The 23,850-nt window shown below is 68.2% G+C and carries 26 protein-coding genes; 12 read left to right on the forward strand and 14 right to left on the reverse strand.

All coding sequences use genetic code 11. The features are described 5' to 3' along the window. Positions 1 to 36 precede the first annotated feature (36 nt). The 8 genes from E5P2_RS02325 to E5P2_RS02360 form a co-directional block, all read right to left on the reverse strand. Positions 37 to 1,146, reverse strand: a complete 1,110-nt coding sequence (locus tag E5P2_RS02325) for an ABC transporter ATP-binding protein (RefSeq protein ID WP_162565562.1) — start codon at positions 1,144 to 1,146, stop codon at positions 37 to 39. Between the two features lie 22 nt (positions 1,147 to 1,168). Then, complete coding sequence (locus tag E5P2_RS02330; protein WP_162565563.1) at positions 1,169 to 2,011, reverse strand: carbohydrate ABC transporter permease; 843 nt, start codon at positions 2,009 to 2,011, stop codon at positions 1,169 to 1,171. Next, positions 2,001 to 2,939 carry a carbohydrate ABC transporter permease gene (locus E5P2_RS02335; RefSeq protein WP_197908434.1) on the reverse strand — a complete coding sequence of 313 codons (939 nt, stop codon included), beginning with the start codon at positions 2,937 to 2,939 and terminating at the stop codon, positions 2,001 to 2,003. The genes E5P2_RS02330 and E5P2_RS02335 overlap by 11 nt, the downstream gene beginning before the upstream one ends. A gap of 39 nt (positions 2,940 to 2,978) precedes the next feature. Further along, positions 2,979 to 4,250, reverse strand: coding sequence for an ABC transporter substrate-binding protein (locus tag E5P2_RS02340; RefSeq protein WP_162565564.1), 1,272 nt, complete (start codon positions 4,248 to 4,250; stop codon positions 2,979 to 2,981). A gap of 41 nt (positions 4,251 to 4,291) precedes the next feature. Further along, positions 4,292 to 5,902: an FAD-dependent oxidoreductase gene (locus E5P2_RS02345; protein ID WP_174262635.1), complete on the reverse strand. Its 1,611-nt coding sequence runs from the start codon at positions 5,900 to 5,902 to the stop codon at positions 4,292 to 4,294. 38 nt (positions 5,903 to 5,940) lie between these two features. After that, complete coding sequence (locus E5P2_RS02350) at positions 5,941 to 6,972, reverse strand: LacI family DNA-binding transcriptional regulator (protein WP_162565565.1); 1,032 nt, start codon at positions 6,970 to 6,972, stop codon at positions 5,941 to 5,943. Between the two features lie 141 nt (positions 6,973 to 7,113). Beyond that, entirely contained in the window at positions 7,114 to 7,884 is a 771-nt protein-coding gene (locus tag E5P2_RS02355; protein ID WP_162565566.1) for a methyltransferase, TIGR04325 family, read from the reverse strand. A gap of 244 nt (positions 7,885 to 8,128) precedes the next feature. Next, on the reverse strand, positions 8,129 to 8,479 hold the full coding sequence (locus E5P2_RS02360) for a hypothetical protein (protein WP_162565567.1): 351 nt from the start codon (positions 8,477 to 8,479) through the stop codon (positions 8,129 to 8,131). A 181-nt stretch (positions 8,480 to 8,660) separates the two neighbouring features. On the opposite strand from E5P2_RS02360, the gene E5P2_RS02365 reads away from it, so the two are divergent. Continuing rightward, positions 8,661 to 9,866 (forward strand): ATP-grasp domain-containing protein, encoded by a 1,206-nt coding sequence (locus E5P2_RS02365; RefSeq protein WP_162565568.1) that lies wholly within the window; start codon positions 8,661 to 8,663, stop codon positions 9,864 to 9,866. Between the two features lie 98 nt (positions 9,867 to 9,964). Further along, complete coding sequence (locus E5P2_RS02370) at positions 9,965 to 10,693, forward strand: glutathione S-transferase (protein WP_162565569.1); 729 nt, start codon at positions 9,965 to 9,967, stop codon at positions 10,691 to 10,693. Between the two features lie 7 nt (positions 10,694 to 10,700). On the opposite strand, the gene rsmI is transcribed toward E5P2_RS02370, so the two are convergent. Further along, on the reverse strand, positions 10,701 to 11,639 hold the full coding sequence (gene rsmI, locus E5P2_RS02375) for a 16S rRNA (cytidine(1402)-2'-O)-methyltransferase (protein WP_162565570.1): 939 nt from the start codon (positions 11,637 to 11,639) through the stop codon (positions 10,701 to 10,703). Between the two features lie 34 nt (positions 11,640 to 11,673). Between rsmI and E5P2_RS02380 the strand changes: the two genes are divergently transcribed. The 3 genes from E5P2_RS02380 (at position 11,674) to E5P2_RS02390 (ending at position 13,470) form a co-directional block, all read left to right on the forward strand. Continuing rightward, a complete protein-coding gene (locus E5P2_RS02380; RefSeq protein WP_162570313.1) occupies positions 11,674 to 12,036 on the forward strand; it encodes a YraN family protein in 363 nt (120 codons plus the stop codon). Between the two features lie 85 nt (positions 12,037 to 12,121). After that, on the forward strand, positions 12,122 to 12,736 hold the full coding sequence (locus E5P2_RS02385; protein WP_162565571.1) for an SIS domain-containing protein: 615 nt from the start codon (positions 12,122 to 12,124) through the stop codon (positions 12,734 to 12,736). Continuing rightward, positions 12,733 to 13,470 (forward strand): BON domain-containing protein, encoded by a 738-nt coding sequence (locus tag E5P2_RS02390; RefSeq protein ID WP_162565572.1) that lies wholly within the window; start codon positions 12,733 to 12,735, stop codon positions 13,468 to 13,470. Before E5P2_RS02385 ends, E5P2_RS02390 begins: the two co-directional genes overlap by 4 nt. Before the next feature lie 106 nt (positions 13,471 to 13,576). Here the strand turns inward: E5P2_RS02390 and E5P2_RS02395 are convergent, their stop codons facing one another. The 3 genes from E5P2_RS02395 to E5P2_RS02405 are packed head-to-tail and all read right to left on the reverse strand — an operon-like array spanning position 13,577 to position 16,749. Next, positions 13,577 to 14,494 carry an NAD(P)-dependent oxidoreductase gene (locus E5P2_RS02395; protein WP_162565573.1) on the reverse strand — a complete coding sequence of 306 codons (918 nt, stop codon included), beginning with the start codon at positions 14,492 to 14,494 and terminating at the stop codon, positions 13,577 to 13,579. Between the two features lie 40 nt (positions 14,495 to 14,534). Continuing rightward, positions 14,535 to 15,671 carry a PilT/PilU family type 4a pilus ATPase gene (locus E5P2_RS02400; RefSeq protein WP_162565574.1) on the reverse strand — a complete coding sequence of 379 codons (1,137 nt, stop codon included), beginning with the start codon at positions 15,669 to 15,671 and terminating at the stop codon, positions 14,535 to 14,537. Positions 15,672 to 15,705: 34 nt separating this feature from the next. Then, positions 15,706 to 16,749: a type IV pilus twitching motility protein PilT gene (locus E5P2_RS02405; RefSeq protein WP_162565575.1), complete on the reverse strand. Its 1,044-nt coding sequence runs from the start codon at positions 16,747 to 16,749 to the stop codon at positions 15,706 to 15,708. A gap of 39 nt (positions 16,750 to 16,788) precedes the next feature. On the opposite strand from E5P2_RS02405, the gene E5P2_RS02410 reads away from it, so the two are divergent. From E5P2_RS02410 to E5P2_RS02420, 3 genes are all read left to right on the forward strand, one after another. Beyond that, entirely contained in the window at positions 16,789 to 17,475 is a 687-nt protein-coding gene (locus E5P2_RS02410) for a YggS family pyridoxal phosphate-dependent enzyme (RefSeq protein ID WP_162565576.1), read from the forward strand. A 123-nt stretch (positions 17,476 to 17,598) separates the two neighbouring features. Next, positions 17,599 to 18,870, forward strand: coding sequence for a Glu/Leu/Phe/Val family dehydrogenase (locus tag E5P2_RS02415; RefSeq protein ID WP_162565577.1), 1,272 nt, complete (start codon positions 17,599 to 17,601; stop codon positions 18,868 to 18,870). 131 nt (positions 18,871 to 19,001) lie between these two features. After that, the gene (locus E5P2_RS02420; RefSeq protein WP_232080555.1) at positions 19,002 to 19,634 is read left to right on the forward strand and encodes a DUF2242 domain-containing protein; all 633 of its coding nucleotides are present in this window, start codon (positions 19,002 to 19,004) and stop codon (positions 19,632 to 19,634) included. Positions 19,635 to 19,691: 57 nt separating this feature from the next. Here the strand turns inward: E5P2_RS02420 and E5P2_RS02425 are convergent, their stop codons facing one another. Beyond that, positions 19,692 to 19,925, reverse strand: coding sequence for a hypothetical protein (locus tag E5P2_RS02425; protein WP_162565579.1), 234 nt, complete (start codon positions 19,923 to 19,925; stop codon positions 19,692 to 19,694). 112 nt (positions 19,926 to 20,037) lie between these two features. Then, complete coding sequence (gene rocF / locus E5P2_RS02430; RefSeq protein WP_162565580.1) at positions 20,038 to 20,949, reverse strand: arginase; 912 nt, start codon at positions 20,947 to 20,949, stop codon at positions 20,038 to 20,040. Between the two features lie 235 nt (positions 20,950 to 21,184). On the opposite strand from rocF, the gene E5P2_RS02435 reads away from it, so the two are divergent. The 4 genes from E5P2_RS02435 to E5P2_RS02450 all read left to right on the forward strand — a co-directional run bounded on the left by E5P2_RS02435 (position 21,185) and on the right by E5P2_RS02450 (position 23,771). Beyond that, positions 21,185 to 21,724 carry a hypothetical protein gene (locus tag E5P2_RS02435; protein ID WP_162565581.1) on the forward strand — a complete coding sequence of 180 codons (540 nt, stop codon included), beginning with the start codon at positions 21,185 to 21,187 and terminating at the stop codon, positions 21,722 to 21,724. Positions 21,725 to 21,774: 50 nt separating this feature from the next. Next, positions 21,775 to 22,266, forward strand: a complete 492-nt coding sequence (locus tag E5P2_RS02440; RefSeq protein WP_162565582.1) for a phasin family protein — start codon at positions 21,775 to 21,777, stop codon at positions 22,264 to 22,266. A 26-nt stretch (positions 22,267 to 22,292) separates the two neighbouring features. After that, the gene (locus tag E5P2_RS02445) at positions 22,293 to 22,925 is read left to right on the forward strand and encodes a TetR/AcrR family transcriptional regulator (RefSeq protein WP_162565583.1); all 633 of its coding nucleotides are present in this window, start codon (positions 22,293 to 22,295) and stop codon (positions 22,923 to 22,925) included. A gap of 72 nt (positions 22,926 to 22,997) precedes the next feature. Further along, positions 22,998 to 23,771, forward strand: coding sequence for an esterase/lipase family protein (locus E5P2_RS02450; RefSeq protein ID WP_162565584.1), 774 nt, complete (start codon positions 22,998 to 23,000; stop codon positions 23,769 to 23,771). The last annotated feature ends 79 nt before the right edge of the window (positions 23,772 to 23,850 follow it).

Raw genomic sequence — 23,850 nt, forward strand, 5'->3', positions numbered from 1 at the left:
CGCGGGCGCGCACGACTGCATCGCGCCGAATCCATGTCAGGCCACGCGCGGCATTCCCGCAGCGGCTTCGACCGGGGCCGGAGACGCCACCATCCGCACGCCACTGCCCGCGTCGAAGAGATGAGCCGCGTGCCCCTTGGGCCGAAGGTGCAGCACGTCGCCAGGCGCTGCGCTCAGGCGCTCGTGGAACAGCGCGATCACCTGCGCGTCGCCCAGGCGCAGCACGAGCTGCGTCTCGGAACCCAGCGGCTCCACCAGCATCACCTGCGCGGGCAGCCCCTCGCCGGCCGCGCAGCGCTCGAAGTGCTCGGGCCGGATGCCGTAGATGGCCTCGCGTCCTGCATGCGCCGCGCCGGATTCCGCAGGAAGCGGCAGCAGCACGCCGCCGGCCGCGAACCCTTCGGCCGTGCAGCGCCCGGGAATGAAGTTCATCGCAGGCGACCCGATGAAGGCCGCCACGAAGCGATTGGCGGGCCGATCGAAGAGCTCCAGCGGCGATCCCACCTGCTCGACGCGTCCCGCGTTGAGCACCACGATGCGATCGGCCATGGTCATGGCTTCGACCTGATCGTGGGTGACGTAGAGGGTGGTGGTCCGGAGCCGCTGGTGCAGGCTCTTGATCTCGCCGCGCATGACGATGCGCAGCTGCGCGTCGAGGTTGGACAGCGGCTCGTCGAACAGGAACACCTGCGGATCGCGCACGATGGCGCGGCCCATGGCGACCCGCTGGCGCTGGCCGCCGGAGAGCTGGCGCGGACGGCGTTCGAGCAGTTGCGACAAGCCCAGGATCTCGGCGGCCCGGCGCACGCGCTCGGCGATCTCCGCCTTGGGGCTGCCGCGGTGCTCGAGCGAGAAGCCCATGTTGGCGGCCACCGTCATGTGCGGGTAGAGCGCGTAGTTCTGGAACACCATCGCGATGTCGCGGTCCTTGGGGTCCAGCTCGGTCACATCGCGCGCGCCGATGCCGATGCTTCCGTGCGTGACGCTTTCCAGCCCGGCGATCATGCGCAGCAAGGTCGACTTGCCGCAGCCCGAAGGGCCCACCAGCGCAAGGAATTCGCCGTCGCGAACATGCAGGTCGAGCCCGTGAATGACGTCGACGGCGCCGAAGCGCTTGCGGACTTGGGAGAGGATGACTTCGGCCATGAATGAGGATGAATGAGGACGATCAGCCCTTGAGCCCCGTATGGGCCAGGCCTTCGACGAACTGCCGCTGCGCCAGCACGAAGACGATCAGCACCGGCAGCGCGGTGAGCGTGGCGGCGGCGAGCTGGATGTTCCACATCGGGCCGCCGTAGGCATCGGTGTACTGCGTGAGCGCCTGCGGCAGCGTGAACTTGGTCGGCGTCGACAGGAACACGATCGGCTCCAGGTACATGTTCCAGCTCTGCAGGAAAGTGAAGATGCCCACCGACGCCAGCGCCGGCCGCGCGAGCGGCAGCGCGATGGTGCGAAAGATCTCGAAGCGCCCGAGACCATCGACGCGCGCGGCCTCTTCCAGTTCCTGCGGCAGCGCGATGAAGAACTGGCGCATGATGAAAGTGGCGAACACGCTGGGCGCACCGAAGACCGGGATCAGCACCAGCGGCCAGTGCGTGTTGACCCAGCCCAGCTTCAGGAACATCTGGAACAGCGGCACGATGGTCACTTCGGAGGGGATCAGCAGCCCCGTCAGCACGACGATGAACAAGAGGTCGGCGCCGGGAAAGCGGATGCGCGCGAAGGCATAGCCCGCCATCGACGACACGGCGAGCGTGCAGGCCGTGACCACCGCCGCGATCCAGGCCGAGTTCCAGTATTGCTGCGCGAAAGGCTGGATCGTGAACACCTGCCTGTAGCTGCTCCAGTCCGGGTGCGTCGGGAACAGCTGCGGCGGAAACACGAAGATGTCGCTGATCGGCTTGAGCGACGAAGTCACCATCCACCAGGTGGGGAACACGAAGGGGATGAGCAGCACGCACATCGCGCCGTAGAGCGCGACCTTCGTCCGCACGGGGATCTCACTGTTCATGGAAGACGAAACGCCTGCGCATCTGCCATTGGGCCAGCGTCAGCAGCGCCACGATCGCGAACAGCACGATCGCCAGCGTGGAGCCGTAGCCGAAGCGGTGGAACTGGAAAGTCTGCTGGTACAGGTAGTACACCAGCACCGTGGTCGACACGCCCGGCCCGCCCTGCGTCAGCACCGCGATCTGCGCGAACACCTGCAGCGAGCCGACGATGGTGATGATCGATGTGAGCAGGATGGTCGGGCTGATCAGCGGCAGCGTGATGCGGCGGAACTGCTTGAAGACCGGCGCGCCGTCGATGCGCGCCGCCTCGTACAGCTCGCGCGGCACGCCCTGCAGCGCGGCCAGGAACAGCACCATGTTGAGCCCCACGTTCTTGAACACCTGCACCACGATCACCGACAGCATGGCGGTGGTGGGCGTGCGCAGCCAGTTCGGCCCCTCGATGCCGAGCAGCGCGAGCAGGCCGTTGATGCCGCCGTTGTTCTGCAGCAGGAAGCCCCAGACGATGGTCCAGGCCACCAGCGACACCACCACCGGCGAAAAAAACAGCGTGCGGAACACCGCGATGCCGGCGAGCTTCTGGTTCAGCAGCACGGCCAGCAGCAAGGCGAGGCTCATGTTCAACACGACGAGGCCGGCCGAGAAGAGCGCCGAGGCCAGCAGCACGCGCGGCAACGAGGGGTCGCCGAGCAGCTGCGCGTAGTTGCGGTCGCCGGTGTAGGTGAAGGTGTTGGCCAGCACGTTCCACTCGTGCAGCGAATACCAGAACACGAGGACCAGGGGCACCAGCACGAACACGAGCGTGCCCGCCAGCTGCGGCGCCGCGAACAGCAAGCCCGCCAGGCCATCGCGCCGCGCCATGGTCCAGAAGGGCCGGGGCTTGACGGGCGCCCGCCCGGTCGCGGATTCGTCCTGCGTACGGATCACGGCGGTGGCTCGGCGAGTCCCGGTGCTTCAGGCCCTGCGCTATTGCGCAAGCAGCGGTCCGAGCTGATCGCAGATCGCACGTGTCGCCGCCGGGATGTCGGCCTGCGGTTGCCACACGGCATCGAGCCCTGCGCGCACGACCTGCTGCAGGCGTGCGAAATCCGTGTGCGCCGGCATCACCTTGCCGGTCGCGATGCCCGAGACCACGACCTTGTCGAGCTGCGCGGGCGACAGCAGCGCATTGGTCTTCGCCAGCACGTCGGCGTTGAGCAGCGACTTGCGTGCCGAAGGAAAGAACTGCGCCAGCCTGGCCGAGTTCTCGGGGTTGGTCATGTAGGCCACGAACGCTGCCGCGCTCGCCGAATTCTTGCCGGCCTTCAGCACGCCGATGCCGGCCTGGCCGACGATCGCGTAGTCGCCCGCGGGGCCCTTGGGCAGCGGCACGAGATCCCAGTCGAAGCGCTTGTCCTTGGGCAGCAGCGAGGCGCGGCTGATCTGCGTGATGGTCATGGCGGCATCGCCGGCGAAGAAGTCGACGTTCTGGCCCGGCCCGGGCATCGCCTTCTTCGCGTAGATCGCGTCGTGGATGAAGCCCAGCGCATCGACCATCGGCTTGTCGGCGAAGCCGCAGCGCTTGCCGTCGGCGCTCCACGGCACGGCGCCCCAGCCGTTCCAGACCGAGGACAGGTACTGCCAGGCCTGGTAGTTGAAGTCGCGCACCACCAGACCGCCCTTGCCGCTCCTGGCCACGGCCTCGGCCGTCGCGATCGCGTTCGGCCAGGTCCACTGGCCGGCGGCGATGAGCTCCGCCGGGGTCTTGGCGCCGGCCTTCTTGATGAGGTCATTGTTGACGAACACCGCGAAGGGCGAGGTCGAGAAGGGATAGGCGTAGAGCACGCCGTCCCGCGACCAGCGCTCGGTCGCGGCCGGGCTGATCTCGCCCGCGTTGTAGCCGGGCGTGGCGGCCAGCGTCTTCGACAGCGGCACCAGCGCGCCCGAGTTGACGAAGTCGTAGGCGGCGGTCTCGAAGATCCAGGCCATGTCGGGCGCATTGCCGCCGGCGATCTGCGTGGTCAGCGCCGTGGTGTAGGTCTCGAAGGGCAATGGCTCGAAGCTGACCGTGACGTCGGGGTGCTCCTTCCTGAAGCCTTCGGCGATGCCGTTGAAGACCTTCAGGTGCGCTTCGTTGGCGCTCCAGATGGTCATGCGCAGCTTGATCTGCTCGGCCGACGCGCCGGCCGCGAGGGTCAATGAAAGGACGAGCCCGCCGGCGATCGCGCGGAGCAGGGCGGAGGTCTTGCGGTGGAACATGGTGAGGGTCTCCTGGTCTTGTTTTCGATGCGATCGATGCTTCAGTAGGCGCGCACGTCGGGCCAGTGCGTCTGGATGCCGGCGCGGTGCAGCATCGCCTGGAAGGCGAGCAGCCGCGCATCGCCGGCCTGCACCTGGTGCGGCGTGGTGCCGGTGTCCAGGCAATGCGCGGCCAGAATGCCGGCCGCTTCGCCGACGTTCCACTCCACCGGGTGCAGCCGGTAGCAGCCGTTGGTGATGTGCGTGGTGGCGATGTTCTTGCCGCCGGCCAGCAGGTTCGTCATGCGGCGCGGCAGCAGGGCGCCCAGCGGGATCTCGAAGGGGCACGACGGCACGTCGATGTAGTTGTCGCCACCCGTCGAAGGGTGCAGGTCGATGCGGTACATGCCGACCCCCACGCTGTCGCGGTAGCGCAGCGCGCCCTGGTCGCCGCGCACGGCATGCGACAGGTGCTGCTCGACGATGCGCGTCACGCCGAGGATGCGCCGGCTCTCGCGGATGTACGGCGCCATGGCCAATCCGTGCGCCGTGCCCGTGATGTCGCCGCGCAGCCGCAGACCTGGAAAGCCCGTGCCGCCGTCGGCGCGCGGCGCCTCGGTCTGCAGCCAGTAGAAGACCGCGTGCGACAGCTCGGCCGCGGCCTCGAGGTGGCGCGCCTTCTCGGCTTCGGGCACGTCGATGATCGTGCCCTCCATGTAGTCGATCATCGGCCAGTTCACGAGGCAGATGTCCGAGGCATAGGCGCCCGGCACGAAGTTGCGCCGCGCTGCGATGCGTCTGAAGGTCCACAGGTTCTCGTCGCCGCCGCCCTTGCGCTGGTCGGCGTCCACCTGCAGCGGATCGTCGTCCGGATTGGGCGTGAAGGAGCGCTCGACGATCTCCAGCGTGCGCGGATGCGGCGCCTTGAAGCCCAGCAGCGGCCCGCCCCAGAAGTGCGGCTGGTACGCGCGCCAGAAGTCGTAGTTGCGCGGCTTGTCGATCGTGTGGTCGCCGTCCACGTGGTCGATCGCGAAGCAGATCGATACCGCTTGCACGTTGTGCGGCTGGGCGATAGCGGGTGCGCTCGGCTCGCCCGTGTCGTCCTGGCTCTCGAAGCCGGTCAGGTACTCGGTGCCGGTCAGCGGCAACAGGTCGCCCAGCTCGGTCGCATCGATCACGAAGGCAGCGGCCACCGTGACGGTGTCGCCGGTGTCGCGATGGCGCAGCGACACGGCGCGCACCGTATCGCCCTGCGTCTCGGCAGCCACCGGGCGGTAGGGCTGCAGCACCGTCAGCCGGCCGCTGCCGCGGTGAGGGGCCAGCATGGCTTCGAGCACGGCCAGGCCCACGCGCGGCTCGGCGCAGACGCGGCTGACCCAGCCTGCGCCCGGATTGAGTTCATTCCATGCGCGGCTGGCCGCGGTCAGCGGATAGTGGTCGCGGTAGTAGCGGCGGATGCCGTCGCGCAGCGCGCGATAGCGGCGCGTGACGCCGAACTGCTCGACCCAGCTGTGCTCGTCGGGCGGCACGGCCTGGCTGGTGAGCTGGCCGCCGATCCAGTCGTATTCCTCGCTCATGACCACCGTGCGGCCGGCTTCGAGTGCGCCCAGCGCCGCGGCAATGCCGCCCAGGCCGCCGCCGACCACCAGGATGTCCGTCTTCAGTTCTCGCATGCGTCGTCGTTGTTGCAGTGGAAGGTTGGGTTGGCGCGTCAGCGCGGCGCCGGGCCGAGCGTTTCGCCGCGGATCGGCTCGCAGGGCAGCAGGACCTGCTGCGGCGTCTGCGCGCTGCGGCCTTCCACCCGGCGAACGAGCATGGCCGTGGCCTGGCGTCCCATCTCCTCGCGCGGAATCGCGAAGGAGGCGAAGCGCGTGCCGCTGCCCTCGGTGCGGATGTGCGAACCCAATGCCAGCAGCGAGAGATCGGCCGGAAGCCCCAGCCCGCGCGCCTGCGCCGCGCGTTCGAGGCGCACCGCGTCGGCCAGCTCGACGCAGAAGGCCGCGGTGGCGCCGCTGGCCAGCAATGCGTCGAGCAGATCGCCGTCCGCAGCCGGCAGGTCCTCCAGTTGCAGGACCAGATTCAAGTCGGTGCCGAGGGCCGCGGTGAATCCCTGCCAGCGGTCCGCCGTCGACTCGGCCGGACCGATGGGCCCGAGGTAGGCCAGACGCCGATGGCCCAGCTCGCGCGCCTGCCGCACCAGCGCGCCGGTGGCGGTCGCGTAGTCGCCGCCCACGAAGGGCACCGGGCCGCCCGCATCCTCGCGCCGCCCGATCGCGACGAAGGGGTAGTCGCCCGCGATCAGCTGGGCGAGTTCATCGCGGTCGAAGTTCTTGCCCAGCACGATGCAGCCGTCGGCGATGCGCAGGCGGCTCTCCTCGGCGAATATCTTGCGCTGCGCCTCCTGGCCCGCGCCGGTGAGCAGCAGCAGGTCGTAGCCGCGGGCCTGCGCTTCTTCCTCGATGCCGAACAGGAAGGGCAGGAAGAAGTCGGCGTGCGCGCTGGGAAAGGCCGGCTCGTAGGTGAAGACGCCCAGGATCCGGTTCGACCCGTTGGCCATGCGGCGGGCGATCGGATCGGGCACATAGCCGGTGTCGCGAATGATCTTCTGCACCCGATCGCGGGTTTCCGCAGGAATACGCACCAGCGCAGGATCGGCCCCGTTGAGCACCAGCGACACCGTGGCCTGACTCACGCCGGCGAGCTTGGCGATGTGGTGCTGTGTCAGGCGACGGGTCGTGGCCATGGTGCCGAAGGAGGTTGCTGATGCGTATTACCGAATAGATAATGCGCATTATCAGAAGATCGATTTAATAATCAAGAGAAACAGGGGGAGGGATTTCCCGCCCCCTCATTGCGACCTGTCGGATGACGGCCGTCCTGCCGTTCAACGCCTGTCGAAGCAGCCTCCCGCGTAGTAGGCCTTGTCGCCCCCTTCAACGAATGGCACCTTGATGGGCTTGCCCTCGTTGCGCCAGCCATCGACACGCTTGTAGCCTGCCGATGCCAGCTCGCCCATGAGTTCGTCATGGCGTTGGATGCGATAGGGACACACCGCGAAGCCGACGCTGTTGAGCGTGTGCATCGTGCGGTCCGGGTGCGCGGCCGTCGTGTTCAGCACGATGCGTCGGGGCTTGACCGGAAGCGCGGCGAGGATCTCGCCGATGCGCGTGGGCAGGTATTGCAGCGTGCCCGATGCGTACAGCACGTCGTGGCCGCTGGCCTCGCGGAAGTCCGTGCAGAAGCTCAGCTGCGCGGCCGCTTCCCGTTCGATGGCCAAGGCCCCGCCGGCTTGCACGACACCCGGCACGTCGCACACCCGCCAGCGGAGTTCGGCGGGGTAGTTCGCGACGCGCCGGAAGGCGTAGTACTTGATGCCCACATGGCCGCCGAGGTCGAAGAAGCTGCGCATGCCGTCCTCGATCGAGCGCTTGATCCAGAACAGCGCGGGGTAGTCCCAGAAGTAGATCTGATGGCTGTACAAGGCCTTTGCAGCCTCGGCGTTGTCATAGCCGACGGCCTTCGAGGCAGGGGCGGCGGCTTCGGCCGCGGCGAAGCTGTCGAACGACCCCATGAACAGGTTGTCTTCGCGATTGGCGAGGAACTTCCGACGGTACGAGGCGACGCTCCAGGGCGCCGCCAGAAGAGTCGAGATCATGTGTGTTTCTCATTCGTGTGAGGATGAAGAAGGCGCCGCCGCCCGGGTCCAGGCGCGGCATTCCCCGGCTTGGACGGGGAAGAGGGCGCCGAGCAGATGGGGTCGGCGTTCTGCAGGAGGCGGACTCCTGGCCGGCGTGGCTATCGGCGCGGAAAGTCAGGCACGCGTGCAGCGTGCGATCCGCAGCCGATCGGCAACATGAAGACAGTCCGCGCGCGCCGAGGCGCGGTGGGCGAATGCGTCTTCAGGTGGCTTGGCGAGGAGGCCGCTGAAGGCCGTCGAGATAGGGCCAGGGCAGGGCAGGCTCTTCCGCCGCGACGGGACGGACTGGGTCGATGCGCGGCAGCATCAAGCTCGTGGGCGGAACCGCTGCGTCCCCGAGAGATCCATCGGCCGCCATGTGATGGGCCGACTCGGCGGAGCTGTTCTGCGAGACAGAGCCATCCGCATGGTGATGGTGCGGCTTCTCTTGCCAGTGAAGGACGGCATGCCCGATGTCCGTCGCGCCGCCGATCGTCAGGACATAGCCGCCCATGGTCAATGCCTGCCAGAAGGCAGAGACCCACAGCAGAACGAGCGCGAACCGACGTGGCATCGGGCAAGTCTAGTCCAAGGCAGCCCATCGGCCAGCATGCACGGCGACGCGGCGGGCCGGCCTCGCCGAACGCTCGGACTGAGCCCCCATCACCGCGTTGTTCGGGCCATTGAAACCGGCCTGTGCGCCCTAGGATCGATGCCGTACCTCCAAGGCAACTTCAACCCCAGAGCCCACCCGCATGGTCGACGACGGAATTTCGCTGGTGGGCATGGCCCGCCTCATGAAGATGGCCTTCGACGGCATCGACCTCGCGCCGATCGCCGTCAAGCTGATCGCGCGCGCGAGCGCCGACGAGCAGGATGCCGAGGCGCTGATGGACCTGTCGACGCTGCTGCAACTGCAAGGCAAGCGGGAGGTCGGTCTCGCGGCGCAGGCGCATGCGTTGAAGATCAAGCGGCTGTACGAGCTGCCGGCCCGTGGCGAAGCCGCCATCCGCCTGCTCGCGATCATGGCGCCGGGCGACCTGATGACGAACACGCCGCTGCCCTTCCTGCTCGAGGACTCGGATGTCTCGCTCGGCATGCTCTACCTGCTGCCGGGCGAGCCGATCCCGAGCGAATTGCCGGTCTGCGATGCCGTCTTCATCGCGGTCGCCGAATCGGATTCGGTGCGCGGCCTGCATCGCGGGCTCGCCGGCAGCGTCGGGTCATGGGGCAGGCCGGTCCTCAACCTGCCCGACCGGATCGTGAACACCTCGCGCACGCAGGCCTACCAGCTGTTGGATGCGGCCGCGGGCGTCTCGATTCCGATGACCACCCGGACCCCACGCGACGCGCTGGAGCGGCTGTCGATCGACGGACTGGCCATCGGCGAGCTGCTGTCGGACGGCGTCTTTCCGGTGATCGTGCGGCCGGTCAACTCGCATGCGGGCCGCGGGCTGGCCAGGGTCGATGCGGCGCACGACATGGCGGCCTATCTGCAGGCGACGGCCGGCGACGAGTTCTTCATCTCCCGCTTCATCGACTACCGCGGCGAGGACGGGTTGTTCCGCAAGTACCGCATCGTGCTCGTGGATAGCGTGCCCTATCCGGCGCACATGGGCGTGTCCGCGCACTGGATGATTCACTACCTCAACGCCGGCATGACCGACAGCGCGTCCAAGCGCGCCGAGGAAGAAGCCTTCATGCGCGACTTCGCGCACGGCTTCGGCCGGCGCCATGCCGAGGCTTTGCGCACGGTCGCCGAGCGCTTCGGGCTGGACTATCTGGTGATCGACTGCGCAGAGACGCCGGACGGCGAACTGCTGGTGTTCGAGGTATGCACCGGTGCGGTGGTGCATGCGATGGATCCGCCGGATCTCTTTCCCTACAAGCCGCCGCACATGGCCAGGATCTTCGACGCGTTTCGCGCGATGCTGGCGCGCGCGACCGGCGCCCTTCCGTAGTCGGACCCGGATCACACGCGCAGCCGGCCCGCGACCACGCACCGCGGTCTGCCGGCGGCGGCAGAATGCGCAGCTCTGACCGCATGGAGGTTCCCGTCTTGGCCTATCAACTTCACTATTGGCCCACCATCCAGGGCCGCGGCGAGTTCGTGCGCCTGGCGCTCGAAGCCGCCGGTGCCGAATACCTCGACGTGGCGCGCGAGCCGCCCTCCAAAGGCGGCGGCGAGGCCGCGCTCGGGCGGCGCCTCGGCGATCCGCACGACCCGCGCCCTCCATTCGCCCCGCCCTTCCTGATCGACGGGGATATCGTGATCGGGCAGACATCCGCGATCCTGCTGTACCTCGGCCCGCGCCTCGGCCTCGTCGGCGCCGGCGAGGCCGACGCGCTCTGGACCCATCAGCTGCAGCTGACCATCGCCGACGCCGTGGCCGAGGCGCACGACACGCACCATCCGCTGTCGACCGGTGCCTACTACGAAGACCAGCGCGACGCGGCGCTGGAGCGGGCGCGTGCCTTTCGCGAAGCACGCATTCCGAAGTTCCTCGGCTGGTTCGAGCGCGTGCTGCAGCGCAATCCCGCGGGCGACCTGCATCTGGTCGGCGATGCGCTGACCTATGCGGACCTGTCGCTGTTCCAACTGGTGGCGGGGCTGCGCTATGCATTTCCCAAGGCCACGGCGCATGCGATGGCGAAGACGCCGGCGGTGGCGAAGCTGCACCTCAACGTGAGCCGCCGCCAGCGCGTGCACGACTATCTGCAGAGCCCGCGCCGCATCGCGTTCAACGAGGACGGCATCTTCCGCGCCTATCCCGAGCTCGACGGCTGAGCAGCGGCTACCCGTTCCCGGCTTGCTCGCGCAGGCGCAGCGCGGTGTCGTAGAGCGCGTTGCGCGGCGCGCCGCTGATCTCGGCCGCGAGACGCACTGCGCTCTTGAGCGGCAGCTCGGCCAGCAGCAGTCGCAGCACGCGTTCGCCCTCGGCACCGTCGTCGGCGACGACGGCCTTGGGATGCAGCACCAGCGCGAATTCGCCGCGCGTGCGGTCGCGGCTGGCCGCGAACCAGTCCGGCAGGGCGGCGGCCGTGACGGTCGCGATCTCCTCGAATTGCTTGGTGAGTTCGCGGCCCACCGTCACCCGCCGTTCGCCCAGCGTGGCCAGTGCGCGCGCCAGCGCCTCGATGCGATGCGGTGCCTCGAGCAGCACGACGCTGCGCGGCTCGCGCTCCAGCCGCAGCACGGCCGCATCGCGCTCGCCGGCCTTGCTCGGCAGGAAGCCGGCGAACACGAAGGCGCTGCTGTCGTCGCCGGCCGCGACCAGTCCGGCCGCGCCGATCAGCGTGGTGACGCTGCTGGCGCCCGGCAGCGGCAGCACGCGGTGGCCCGCCTCGCGCACGGCGGCGACCAGGCGCGCGCCCGGATCGCTCACGCCCGGCGTGCCGGCATCGCTCACGTAGGCGATGCGTTCGCCTCGCGCGAGCCGCGCGACCACCGACTGCGCCGCTTCGGTTTCGTTGTGCTGGTGGATGGCGAGTAACTGCGCGCCCGGGCGGTCGATGCCGTAGGCACGCAGCAGGCTCTGGGTGTGGCGGGTGTCCTCGCAGGCGATCGCATCGACCTGCTGCAGCACCTGCAGCGCACGCAGCGTGATGTCCGCCAGGTTGCCGATCGGCGTGGCGACCACGTAGAGCGTGGCCTGCGGATAATGCTGCGCACCCGCGGCATCGCGTGCCGCCTGCAGGGCGGCGCCGAACGAAGCGGGAGCGAGTGAATTCAACGGACTGACTCCATAACAGGACGGCAGGGAGGCCATCTCGGTGACGACCAAGGAACGCGGCGACGCGGCGGAAGATGCCGCGCTCGCCCATCTGCTGGCGGCGGGCTTGACGCTGCGTGCGCGCAATTATCGAACCCCGGGCCGCGGCGGCGGCGAGATCGATTTGATCATGCGCGACCCGAAGGACGGCACGCTGGTCTTCGTCGAGGTGCGGCACCGCGCCGGCACCACGCATGGCGGCGCCGCGGGCAGCATCACCGGCGTGAAGCAGCGCCGCATCGTGTTCGCCGCGCGGCACTACCTCAGCCGGCTGCCGGCGCTGCCGCCTTGCCGCTTCGATGTGGTGCTGGTCGAGGCGCGCATCGAATGGCTGCAAGGCGCCTTCGACGCCGGTTGATGCATCGACGAGGGAACTGCCGCAGCCGATCGGGCTCAACGCAACACACGTCTTGTTTCACCCCGCGCAGTTATCATCCCGGCCCATGCTCGAGCAACGGATCCAGCAGCACTTCATCGACAGCGCCGACCTCAAATACCAGGCAGGCCCGTTGCTTGGAAAGCCGATTTCGCAGGCCATGCAGGCGCTGCTGGCCTGCGTGACCAGCGGCGGCAAGATCCTGGCCTGCGGTGCGGGCGTCTCGGGCTTCCTGGCGGCGCAGTTCGCAGCCCAGTTCGTGGGCCGCTTCGAGCGCGATCGCCCCGAGCTCGGCGCGATCGCCTTGCCCGGCGATGCGACCGACCCCGCGGCCGATACCGCGGATGCGCTCGACGCCGACCGCTTCGCGCGCCAGGTGCGTGCGCTGGGGCAGGCCGGCGATGTGCTGCTGGCCTTGAGCGCGAGCGGCCAATCCGCAGCCGTGCTGGCCGCGGTGGAAGCGGCGCATGCGCGCGACATGACAGTGGTCGCGCTGCTCGGCAATGCGGCCGGCGGCGCTGCCGGCGGGGCGGTGGGCCGGGCCTTGCGCGAAACCGATGTCCAGGTCTGCGTGCCGCACGAGCGTGCGGCCCGAATTCATGAAGTCCATCTGCTTGCGCTGCATTGCCTGTGCGACGGCGTGGACGCCCAGTTACTCGGAGAACAGGAAGGTTCCATATGACGACGACATCCCTCCAACGCATCGCGTTCGCGCTGAGTGCCAGTGCCGCCCTGGTGGCCGGGCTTTCCGGTTGCGTGCCGCTGGTGGTCGGCGGTGCGGCGGCGGCCGGGGTCGGCCTGGTCGCGACCGACCGCCGCAGCTCCGGCGCGCAGCTGGACGACCAGACCATCGAGCTGCGCGGCGCCGCGCGGGTGCGCGACATCGCCAACGACGAGATGTACGTCAGCGTCACGAGCTTCAACCGGCAGGTGCTGCTGACGGGCACGGTCGGCAGCGAGGCCGATCGCCGCCGGGTCGAGGACGTGATCCAGCGCATGGACAACGTCCGCTCGGTCGTCAACGAGCTGGCGGTGGGGCCGTCGAGCACATTCCCGGAACGGTCGAACGACACCTACATCACCGGCAAGGTCAAGGCCTCGCTGCTCGATGCCAAGGACATCTTCGCCAACTCCTTCAAGATCGTGACCGAGCGCGGCGTGGTCTACATCATGGGCCTGGCCACCCGCCGCGAAACCGACCGCGCGACCGAGATCGCGCGCGGCGTCTCCGGCGTGCGCAAGGTCGTGCGCGTGGTCGAGATCGTCAGCGAGGCCGAACTCGCCGGCCAGGCGCCGCAAGGCGGCACCGGCGCCGCGTCGTCATCGCGCTCCAACGTGCCGCTGCCGCCGATGGAACCCCTGCCGCCCGCAGGCTCGCCGCCGCAGGGCGGCGCCGTCGCCACCCCCGTCCGATAGGCGGCAATACCAGAAACACCGCGGAACCGGCTTCGCCGGGCCGCTGGTGTTGCCCCCGGTAGGGGGTTGGCGAAGCGACACGAAGTGCGCGCAGCCTGGGGGCGAGCTAAAGCCGTTTTATGAGGCTCGAAGTGTCCCAGCGCCCGCCGCCGATCTGCTGCACGTCGGCATAGAACTGATCGACCAGCGCCGTCACCGGCAACCGGGCGCCATTGCGCTTGGCCTCGTCGAGCACCAGGCCCAGGTCCTTGCGCATCCAGTCGACCGCGAAGCCGTAATCGAACTTGCCTTCGATCATGGTCTTGCCGCGGTTGTCCATCTGCCAGCTCTGCGCGGCACCCTTGCCGATCACGCCCAGCACCTCGTTCATGTCGAGGCCGGCGCGCTGGCCGAAGGCGATCGCCTCGGACAGGCCCTGGACCAGGCCCGCGATCGCGATCTGATTGACCATCTTCGCCAACTGTCCCGCGCCGCTGGCACCGAGCAGCGTCACGGCCCGCGCGAAGGCCGCGACCACGGGCCGCACGCGCTCGAAGGCGGCCGCATCGCCGCCGCACATCACCGTCAGCGCGCCGTTCTGGGCGCCGGCCTGGCCGCCGGACACCGGCGCATCGATGAACTGCAGGCCACGGTCGAGCGCGGCCCTGGAGAGCTCCCGCGCCACGTCGGCCGAAGCCGTCGTGTGATCGACGAAGACCGAGCCCTTCGCCATGCCCGCGAACGCGCCGTCGTCGCCCAGCACCACTGCGCGCAGGTCGTCGTCGTTGCCCACGCAGCAGAACACGATGTCGGCCTTCGAGGCCGCCTCGCGCGGCGTCGGCGCGTGGCCCACGGCCGCCTTCGCCTGCGCTGCGATCTCGGCCTGCCAGGCCACGGCCTTGGCGGCGCTGCGGTTGTAGACCGTGACCGCGTGCCCCGCGAGCGCGAGATGGCCGGCCATCGGATAGCCCATCACACCGAGGCCGAGGAAGGCGACCTTCTGCGAGGGAACGGAGTCGTAGGTTTTGGGGTTGAGGCTGCTCATGCCCCGAGCTTAGCGCGCAGCAGCCGTGGCCGCCGCGCGCTCACACGATTGCGAAATGTTCCGTGCCTGCCGACAGATCGGGCGTGCGCGCGCGCTGGCTGTTGAGCTTGATCTGCAGCCGCAGGTCGTTGGCCGAGTCCGCGTTGCGGATCGCATCCTCGAAGGTGATCGCGTTGCCCTCGAACAGGTCGAACAGCGCCTGGTCGAAGGTCTGCATCCCGAGGTTGCGGCTCTTCTTCATGATCTCCTTGATTTCGCCCACCTCGCCCTTGAAGATCATGTCGGAGATCAGCGGCGTGTTGAGCAGGATTTCGACCGCAGCGATGCGGCCGTGCCCATCCTCGGTCGGGATGAGGCGCTGCGAGATCAGCGAGCGCAGGTTCAGCGACAGGTCCATCAGCAACTGGGCCCGGCGTTCCTCGGGAAAGAAATTGATGATGCGGTCGAGCGCCTGGTTGGCGCTGTTGGCATGCAGGGTGGCCATGCACAGATGCCCGGTCTCGGCGAAGGCGACCGCATGCTCCATGGTCTCGCGGTCGCGGATCTCGCCCATCAGGATCACGTCGGGCGCCTGGCGCAGCGTGTTCTTCAGCGCGGCTTCCCAGCTGTCGGTGTCGATGCCGACCTCGCGCTGCGTCACCACGCAGTTCTTGTGCGGGTGCACGAACTCGACCGGATCCTCGACCGTCACGATGTGGCCGTAGGAGTTCTCGTTGCGCCAGTCGATCATCGCCGCCAGCGTGGTCGACTTGCCCGAGCCGGTCGCGCCCACCAGGATCGTCAGGCCGCGCTTGGTCATCGCCACATCCTTGAGCACCTGCGGCATGCCGAGGTCATCGATGGTCGGCAGCTTGGCCGGAATGGTCCGCAGCACCATGCCGACCTTGCCCTGCTGCACGAAGGCGTTGACGCGGAAGCGCCCGATCCCGGTCGGCGAGATCGCGAAGTTGCATTCCTTGGTGCGCTCGAACTCGGCCGTCTGGCGGTCGTTCATGACGGAGCGCGTGAGCGCCAGCGTGTGCTGCGCGCCGAGCGCCTGCTGGGAGACCTTGGTGACCTTGCCGTCGACCTTGATCGCAGGCGGGAAGTCGGCCGTGATGAACAGGTCGCTGCCGTTGCGGCTCACCATGAGCTTGAGCAGATCGTTGATGAACTGGCTGGCTTGATCGCGTTCCATGTCGGGACTCCGGGTCGGGGCGGATTGAGGGCTCTCAACCGGGGAAATTCTCGGGGATTTTTGCTTTGCCGCGCGCTTCCGCGGGCGAAATCACGTTGCGGCGCACGAGATCGGTGAGGTTCTGGTCCAGCGTCTGCATGCCCTGGCCGCTGCCGGTCTGGATCGACGAATACATCTGCGCCACCTTGCCTTCGCGGATCAGGTTGCGGATCGCGGAGGTGCCCAGCATGATCTCGTGCGCCGCCACCCGGCCCTGGCCGTCCTTGGTCTTGCACAGCGTCTGCGAGATCACGGCCTGCAGCGACTCCGACAGCATGGCGCGGATCATTTCCTTTTCCTCGCCCGGGAACACGTCGATGATCCGGTCGATGGTCTTGGCGGCCGACGAGGTGTGCAGCGTGCCGAACACCAGGTGGCCGGTTTCGGCCGCGGTCATCGCGAGGCGGATGGTTTCGAGGTCGCGCATTTCGCCGACCAGGATCGCGTCCGGGTCTTCACGCAGCGCCGAGCGCAGCGCGTTCGCGAAGGACAGTGTCATCGGCCCGACCTCGCGCTGGTTGATCAGGCACTTCTTCGATTCGTGCACGAACTCGATCGGGTCTTCCACCGTGAGGATGTGGCCGTACTCGGTTTCGTTGAGGAAGTTGATCATCGCGGCCAGCGTGGTCGACTTGCCCGAGCCGGTCGGGCCGGTCACCAGCACGAGACCGCGCGGCTTGAGCGCGAGGTCGCCGAAGATCTTGGGCGCGTTGAGCTGCTCCAGCGTGAGAATCTTCGAGGGAATGGTCCGGAACACCGCGGCCGCGCCGCGCGCCTGGTTGAAGGCGTTGACCCGGAAGCGCGCCAGCCCGTCGATCTCGAAGGAGAAATCGACTTCGAGGAATTCCTCGTAGTGCTTGCGGTGCGTGTCGCTCATGATGTCGTACACCATGGCGTGCACGGCCTTGTGGTCGAGCGCGTCGACATTGATGCGCCGCACGTCGCCGTGCACCCGGATCATGGGCGGGAGCCCGGACGACAGATGCAGATCCGACGCCTTGTTCTTGACGCTGAAGGCCAGCAGTTGGGTGATGTCCACGAAGTTCCTCGGTGACGTTTTGATACGCTTTTGATGATTATGACGATGATTGACGACAAGCTCCAACAAGTTCGCGCCCGGATCGTGACAGCGTGCACAGCCGTCGGCCGTGATCCGGCGAGCGTGCACTTGCTCGCGGTGTCCAAGACCTTTGCGGCCGACGCGGTGCGCGAGGCCCTTGCGGCAGGCCAGCAGGCCTTCGGCGAGAACTATGTCCAGGAAGGCGTTGCGAAGATCGAAGCCCTGGCGGGACTCCGCGACCAGCTTCAATGGCATTGCATCGGACCCTTGCAAAGCAACAAGACACGCACCGTGGCCGAGCATTTCGACTGGGTCCACAGCATCGACCGCCTCAAGATCGCCGAGCGCCTGAGCGAACAGCGCCCGGCCCATCTGCCGCCGCTGCAGGTCTGCCTGCAGGTGAACGTGGACGGCGGCGCCAACAAGTCCGGCGTGCCGGCCAGCGAGGCGCTGCCGCTGGCGCGCGCCGTGGCGGCACTGCCGCGGTTGCAGTTGCGCGGGCTGATGGCGATTCCCGAGCCGGCGCCGGACTTCGCGGCGCAGCGGGATCTGTTCCTGCGCGCCGCCGCGGTTTTCGGCGGCATGCGGGAGGCCGGGCTCGCGGTGGACACCTTGTCGCTGGGCATGTCGGCCGACCTCGAGGCGGCGATCGCGGCCGGCAGCACGATGGTCCGCGTCGGCACGGCGATCTTCGGCGCGCGCTGAACGTTGGGCGTCCGGCGCCGCTTGCCGCAAGCGCATAACCGGCAACGCATCGCGCATAGGGCATGGCGCGCCGGGCATCGGAGGTCTATCGTCACGGCCATTCGTTCAACCACAAGGATTGCCATGGGCGCCGATCTCTCTTACGTTCATCCGACCGCCAACAGCCCCTGGGGCACCTACCTGTCGCAGGTCGACCGCGTCGTGCCCTACCTGGGCGACCTGGCCCGCTGGGCCGAGACGCTCAAGCGCCCCAAGCGCGCGCTGATCGTCGACGTGCCGATCGAAATGGACAACGGCACCATCGCCCACTTCGAGGGCTTCCGCGTGCAGCACAACATGTCGCGCGGCCCGGGCAAGGGCGGCGTGCGCTTCCACCCGGACGTGACGCTGGAAGAAGTGATGGCGCTGTCGGCCTGGATGACGGTGAAGACCGCGGCGGTGAACTTGCCCTACGGCGGCGCCAAGGGCGGCATCCGCGTCGATCCGAAGAAGCTGTCGCAGAAGGAGCTCGAGAAGATCACGCGCCGCTACACCAGCGAGATCGGCATCATCATCGGCCCGCACACCGACATCCCGGCGCCCGACGTCAACACCAACGCGCAGATCATGGCGTGGATGATGGACACCTATTCGATGAACATCGGCGGCACCGCCACCGGCGTCGTCACCGGCAAGCCTTTGCACCTGGGCGGCTCGCTCGGCCGCGTCAAGGCGACCGGCCGCGGCGTGTTCGTCACCGGCCGCGAGGCCGCGCGGCGCCTCGGGCTCGACCTGCGCGGCGCGCGCATCGCGGTCCAGGGCTTCGGCAACGTGGGCTCGGTCGCGGCGGAGCTGTTCGTCGAAGCCGGCGCGAAGATCGTCGCGGTGCAGGACCACACGGGCACCATCGTCAACGAGAACGGCCTCGACCTGAAGGCGCTGATCCCGCTCTCGCGCGCCGACGGCCTGGTGAGCTTCAAGGGCGGCGACGTGATCGCCAACGAAGCCTTCTGGGACGTGGCCTGCGACATCCTGATCCCGGCGGCGCTCGAAGGCCAGATCACCGCCGAACGCGCGAAGAAGACCACCGCCAAGCTGGTACTCGAAGGCGCCAACGGCCCGACGGTGCCGGTCGCGGACGACATCCTGGCCGAGCGCGGCGTGCTGGTCGTGCCCGACGTGATCTGCAATGCCGGCGGCGTGACGGTGAGCTACTTCGAGTGGGTGCAGGACTTCTCGTCCTTCTTCTGGGACGAGGACGAGATCAACGTGCGGCTGGACCGCATCATGATGAACGCGCTCAACAACATCTGGGACACGGCCGACAAGCACAAGATCACGCTGCGTACCGCCACCTTCGCCGTGGCTTGCGAGCGCATCCTGATGGCGCGCCAGGAGCGTGGCCTCTACCCGTGATCGCACTGCGCATCGGCGGCTGAGCGGGAACGCCAGGCCCGCGGCATCGTCAAAGGGTGGTTCGTTTCGCGCGATGGGGTGCCGCTAGCATCCCTGATCCTGACCCACCCAATGCCGCCATGCGTTTGCCGTTGTCCCGCGCTTCCTTCCTGCTGCTGCTTCCGCTCGTTCTTGCCGGCTGCGGCGATCTGCCCACCAAGCGCGTCTCGTACGAACCGGAAGAGTTCGATTCCACCACCACCCACACGCGCACCTACGGCGCCAGCGAGGCCCAGACCTGCGAAGCGGCCCGGCGTGCGTTGCTGAGCCAGGGCTACATGATCACTGCGGGCAATGCCGATCTGGTGACCGGGCGCAAGAGCTTCCAGCCGGCCACCGAGGTGCATGTCGAAGTCGAATTCCGCGTCGTCTGCGCGCGCGAAAGCGACGGCAAGGGCGGCGCACGCAACACGATCGCCTTCGCCAGTGCGCTGCAGGACCGCTACGGCATCAAGAAAGTCAACAACTCGGCCAGCGTGGGCGTCGGTGCGATCGGCTCGCTGTCGCTGCCTTTTTCGTCCAGCGACGACGCGCTGGTCAAGGTCGCCAGCGAAACGCTGACGGACGAGCGCTTCTACGACCGCTTCTTCGCGCTGATCGACCGCTTTCTGCCCGAGGCCGCCGAAATCACGCCGTCCGAGCCGCTGGCGCCCGCGCCGGCGGCGGCCACGACGCCGTCCGAGCCGGTCTTGCGGCCCGTGCCGCCATCGGCCACGCGCGGCTGAGGGCGTGCGCAGGCCGCGGCGGCCCGGTTCCGTGTCTGGTCGAGCAGTGGGGGCCCGCTATAGCGATAGCGCGACCGAGCGCGCGGCGTAGGCCGGCAGGCCCGTCAGCCCGCACAGGCGCTGCAACACGCCGTAGCCCTGGGCCAGCGCGGCCGAATAGGTCGCGAACGAGCGCTCTGCGCGGTGCAGCGGCTCGAAACGGCCGTCCTGGCGGACATCCTCGTGGATGACCCAGAAATACGATCCATCGGTCGGTTGTTCCACCAGCAGTCCAATTTTGCGAACGCCCATCTCAGTTCTCCATAAGCCGCAGCGAGTGCTTAAGAATGTAAGGCGATGTGCTTAATTTGAAGTGTTCGAAAATTCACGGTCGGGCCTCTTTTGGCGAGGCCGTCAACGGTTTTCAACGCGCAAGCGTCGACTTGCCGAACAGGCTCTCGATCAGCTCCACCGCCACCTCCGCCGTGCGATTGCGCACATCCAGCGCCGGATTGAGCTCCACCACATCGAGCGAGCCGAGGCGGCCGGTGTCGGCGATCATCTCCATGCACAGCTGCATCTCGCGCCAGGTCGGGCCGCCGCGCACGCCGGTGCCGACACCGGGCGCGTAGTCCGGATCGAGGCAGTCGAGGTCGAAGCTCACGTGCAGGTGGGTGTCGTCGTCGACATCCTGCAGCGCCTCGGTCATCGTCGTGCGCATGCCGTGCTCGTCGATGTGGCGCATGTCGAACACCTGGAACCCGAGCGCGCGGATCGCCGCCTTTTCGTCGGCGTCGACGCTGCGGATGCCGAGAAAGCGGATCGCGTCGTGCGCGATCGCGGCGCGCTCGCCGCTCCAGCCGGTCAGCGCCGCCGGACCGTGGCCCAGCAGGCAGGCCGCGGGCATGCCATGGATGTTGCCGCTCGGGCTGGTGGTCTCGGTGTTGACGTCGGAATGCGCATCCAGCCACAGCACGCGCAGCTTCTGTCCACGCTGGCGCACCTGCCGCGCGATCGCGCTGATCGAGCCGATCGCCAGGCAATGGTCGCCGCCCAGCAGGACGGGCAGGCGGCCCGCGCCGAGCGCCTGGTCGACCGCCGCGTAGACCGCGCGATTCCAGACGACCACCTCGTCGAGATGGCGCAGGCCGTCCATCGGCGCGGCCCAGGGCGTCGCCGGTCCGGCGAGATTGCCGCTGTCGACGACGGTGAAGCCCAGGCGCGCGAGCATGCCCGCGATGTCCGCCACCCGCAGCGCGTCCGGGCCCATGCCGGCGCCGCGGACGCTGGCGCCGATGTCGGTGGGCGCACCGATGAGTTGGAGGATGATGGTCATGGCAGGAGTCCTTGCGAAGGATGTCGTGTCGGCCGGCGATGCGCCGACGGTACAGCATGCGCGCCGGCTTGCGGGTAAGCCCGAGTGCCGCGCCGCACGGATGGCGCGCCGTGCCGTCGTAGCATGCCAGGGTCGGAATTGGGGCAGTTGGACTAACTATCGAACCGTTCTAGTTTTTCAGGCCTAGGGCTTTGCGAAGAAGATGAGACCCATCAACTTCATCAAGGAAACCACCATGTCCACCCAGAACTTCGCAAGCGCCGCCATTCACGTCGTCGGCCAGTACAACGACGCCGGCAAGACCCTCGTCAGCGCCTATCGCAGTGGCGCGCATCGCCTGCTGAACGGCGCCGCCTCGCGCTACGGCCAGTTCCTCGGCAACCGCCAGCTGCCGCTCCTGAACGAAGACATCAAGGCCCGCCTGATCGGCGCGCAGGAAAAGGTCAACGGCTTCCTGGCCAACCGCCTCGACATCGACACCAGCCGCGTCGTCAACGTGATGGACCGCGTCGCCACCGGCGCCACCACCGGCATCGAATCGGTCTCCAAGCTGGCCGCGCGCGTCGAATCGCCGCTGGGCAACTCGGTGCTCGGCACGCTCAACAGCCTCCACATGCCGATCGCCCAGGTCTCGGTGCAGATCGCCGACCGCATCGCCGCCGGCGCCAAGAAAATCGAAGATCGCGTGGCCGGCGCTCCCGTCGCCAAGGCGGCCCGGACCGTCAAGGGCAAGCCGGTCGCACGCCGCGCAGCGCGCACCACGCGCAAGGCCTGACCGGATGGCGGACGGCGGCCTCTCTTCCCAACGCTTTTTCGGAGCCACGCATGGCGACTCGCCGCGATGAAACTGTAGCCGTGAAGAAGAAGGCGCCGGCCTCTGCCAAGGCGCCGCCGGCCCGCAAGGCCGCGGTGCGCAAGACCGCAGCGGCAAGGAAGACCCGATCGCAAGATGCGCCCCCCGCCGCGCCGCCGGCGAAGAAGCCCGGCGCGCAAGCCCTCCTGCGTGCCGGCCTGAAGGCCCTGGACAACGTGCGCAACGACGTCGTCAAGCGCCAGACCAACGTGATCGAAAGCCTGCTCGGTATCGCGCAAGGCAGGCCCGACGCGGCGGGCGGCAAGGCCGCTCCCGCGCGCGGATTCCCGAGCCTCGACAGCTTCGGCATCCGAAAATTCGAAGATGTCTTCGACCAGCGCGTCGCCACCGCGCTGCAGCGCCTCGGCATGCCGAGCGCCCAGGAAATCCAGGAACTGCGCGAACAGATGCGCCAGCTGCTCGAGCACCTCGAGCGCATCGAATCGGGCCGGCGCAAGCGCTGAGGCCGGCGCGGTCCGCATCCCTCGTCGTGGCCAGCTCCAACACGCGCGAACGCATCCTGCAGGTCAGCCTGGCGTTGTTCAACGCACAAGGGCTGGCGGCGGTGTCGACGCACCGGATCGCAGCGGAGCTCGAGATCAGCCCCGGCAACCTGCACTACCACTTCAAGGCCAAGCAGCTCATCGTCGATCGCCTGTTCCGGCGCTTCGAGGACCGGCTCGCACTGCTCAACGGCTCTGCCGCCACCGTGCGCGCGATCGACGACCTCTGGCTCGCGCTGCATCTGCGCTTCGAGGCGATCGAGGCCTTTCGCTTCGTCTACCGCGACATGGCCTATCTCGCGAGCGAATATCCCGCGCTCGGCCAGCGCGCACAGTCGCTGACTGCGCAGAACCTGCTGGCCGCCCAAGCGCTGTGCGAGACGCTGGTCGGCGCCGGTGTCATCGATGCGACAGCCGAAGAGGCGCAGATGCTGGCCCTGCAGATGGTCTTCACCACCACCTGCTGGCTGTCCTTCGAGCGCCTGGTGCCCGGGCGCGACGCCTTGCAGCAGGCCGATCCGGGCCTCGCGGCCTTCTACACGCTGACGCTGGTTTCGCCCTACGTCTCCACCGAGTCGAGGGCTTACCTCGATTACCTGCGGGGCAAATACCTCCGATAAATGAGTCGCCTGTCCGACTCGTATTTCGAAGCCACGACCCTACATTCCCCAAGAACGACCCAGGAGCCTGCCATGACCGCCGCCGCCCACGATCCGATCAAGCCGCCCTCGAAGCTGCTCCTCCTGGCCGAAGGCCGCGCACTCTGGGAGGCCGGCGCTGCCGTGGCCCTGTGGCCGCTGCTTCAGCTGACGCCGCGCGGCGACGGCCATGCCGTGCTGGTGCTGCCCGGGCTGGTGGCCAGCGATCTCTCCACCAAGATCCTGCGACGCTACCTGCAAAGCCGCGGCTACGAGGCGCACGGCTGGGGCCTGGGCCGCAACTTCGGCCCGCGCAAGGGGATCGAGCAAGGAATGCTCGAGCGGCTCGAAGCGCTGCATGCCGAGACCGGCCGCAAGGTCAGCCTCGTGGGTTGGAGCCTGGGCGGCGTCTATGCGCGCCTGCTCGCATCGAGCCGGCCCGAACTCGTGCGCAGCGTCATCACCCTGGGCAGCCCCTTCACCGGCAGCGCACGCGCAACCAACGCCTGGCGCGTCTATGAAGGCGTGAGCGGCCAGAGCTCGGAAGACCCGCGCCGCATGCGGCAGGTGGAGCCCACGCCCTCGGTGCCGACCACCTCGATCTTCAGCCGCAGCGACGGCGTCGTCGCATGGCGCTGCAGCGTCGAGCAGCCGGGACCGAACGCGGAGAACATCGAAGTCGTGGCCAGCCATCTCGGCCTGGGCACGCATCCCGCGGTGCTGTACGCGCTGGCAGACCGCCTCGCCCAACCCGAAGGCACCTGGAAACCCTTCGACCGCGGGATGCTCGGCCCGCTGATCTTCCCGGACCCCGCGCGCCCGGACTGAAGGACCTCATTCCAGAAACACCGCGGAACCGGCTTTGCCGGGCCGCTGGTGTTGCCCCCGGCAGGGGGTTGGCGAAGCG

It is taken from the genome of Variovorax sp. SRS16 (assembly GCF_901827165.1).
Lineage (GTDB): Bacteria > Pseudomonadota > Gammaproteobacteria > Burkholderiales > Burkholderiaceae_C > Variovorax.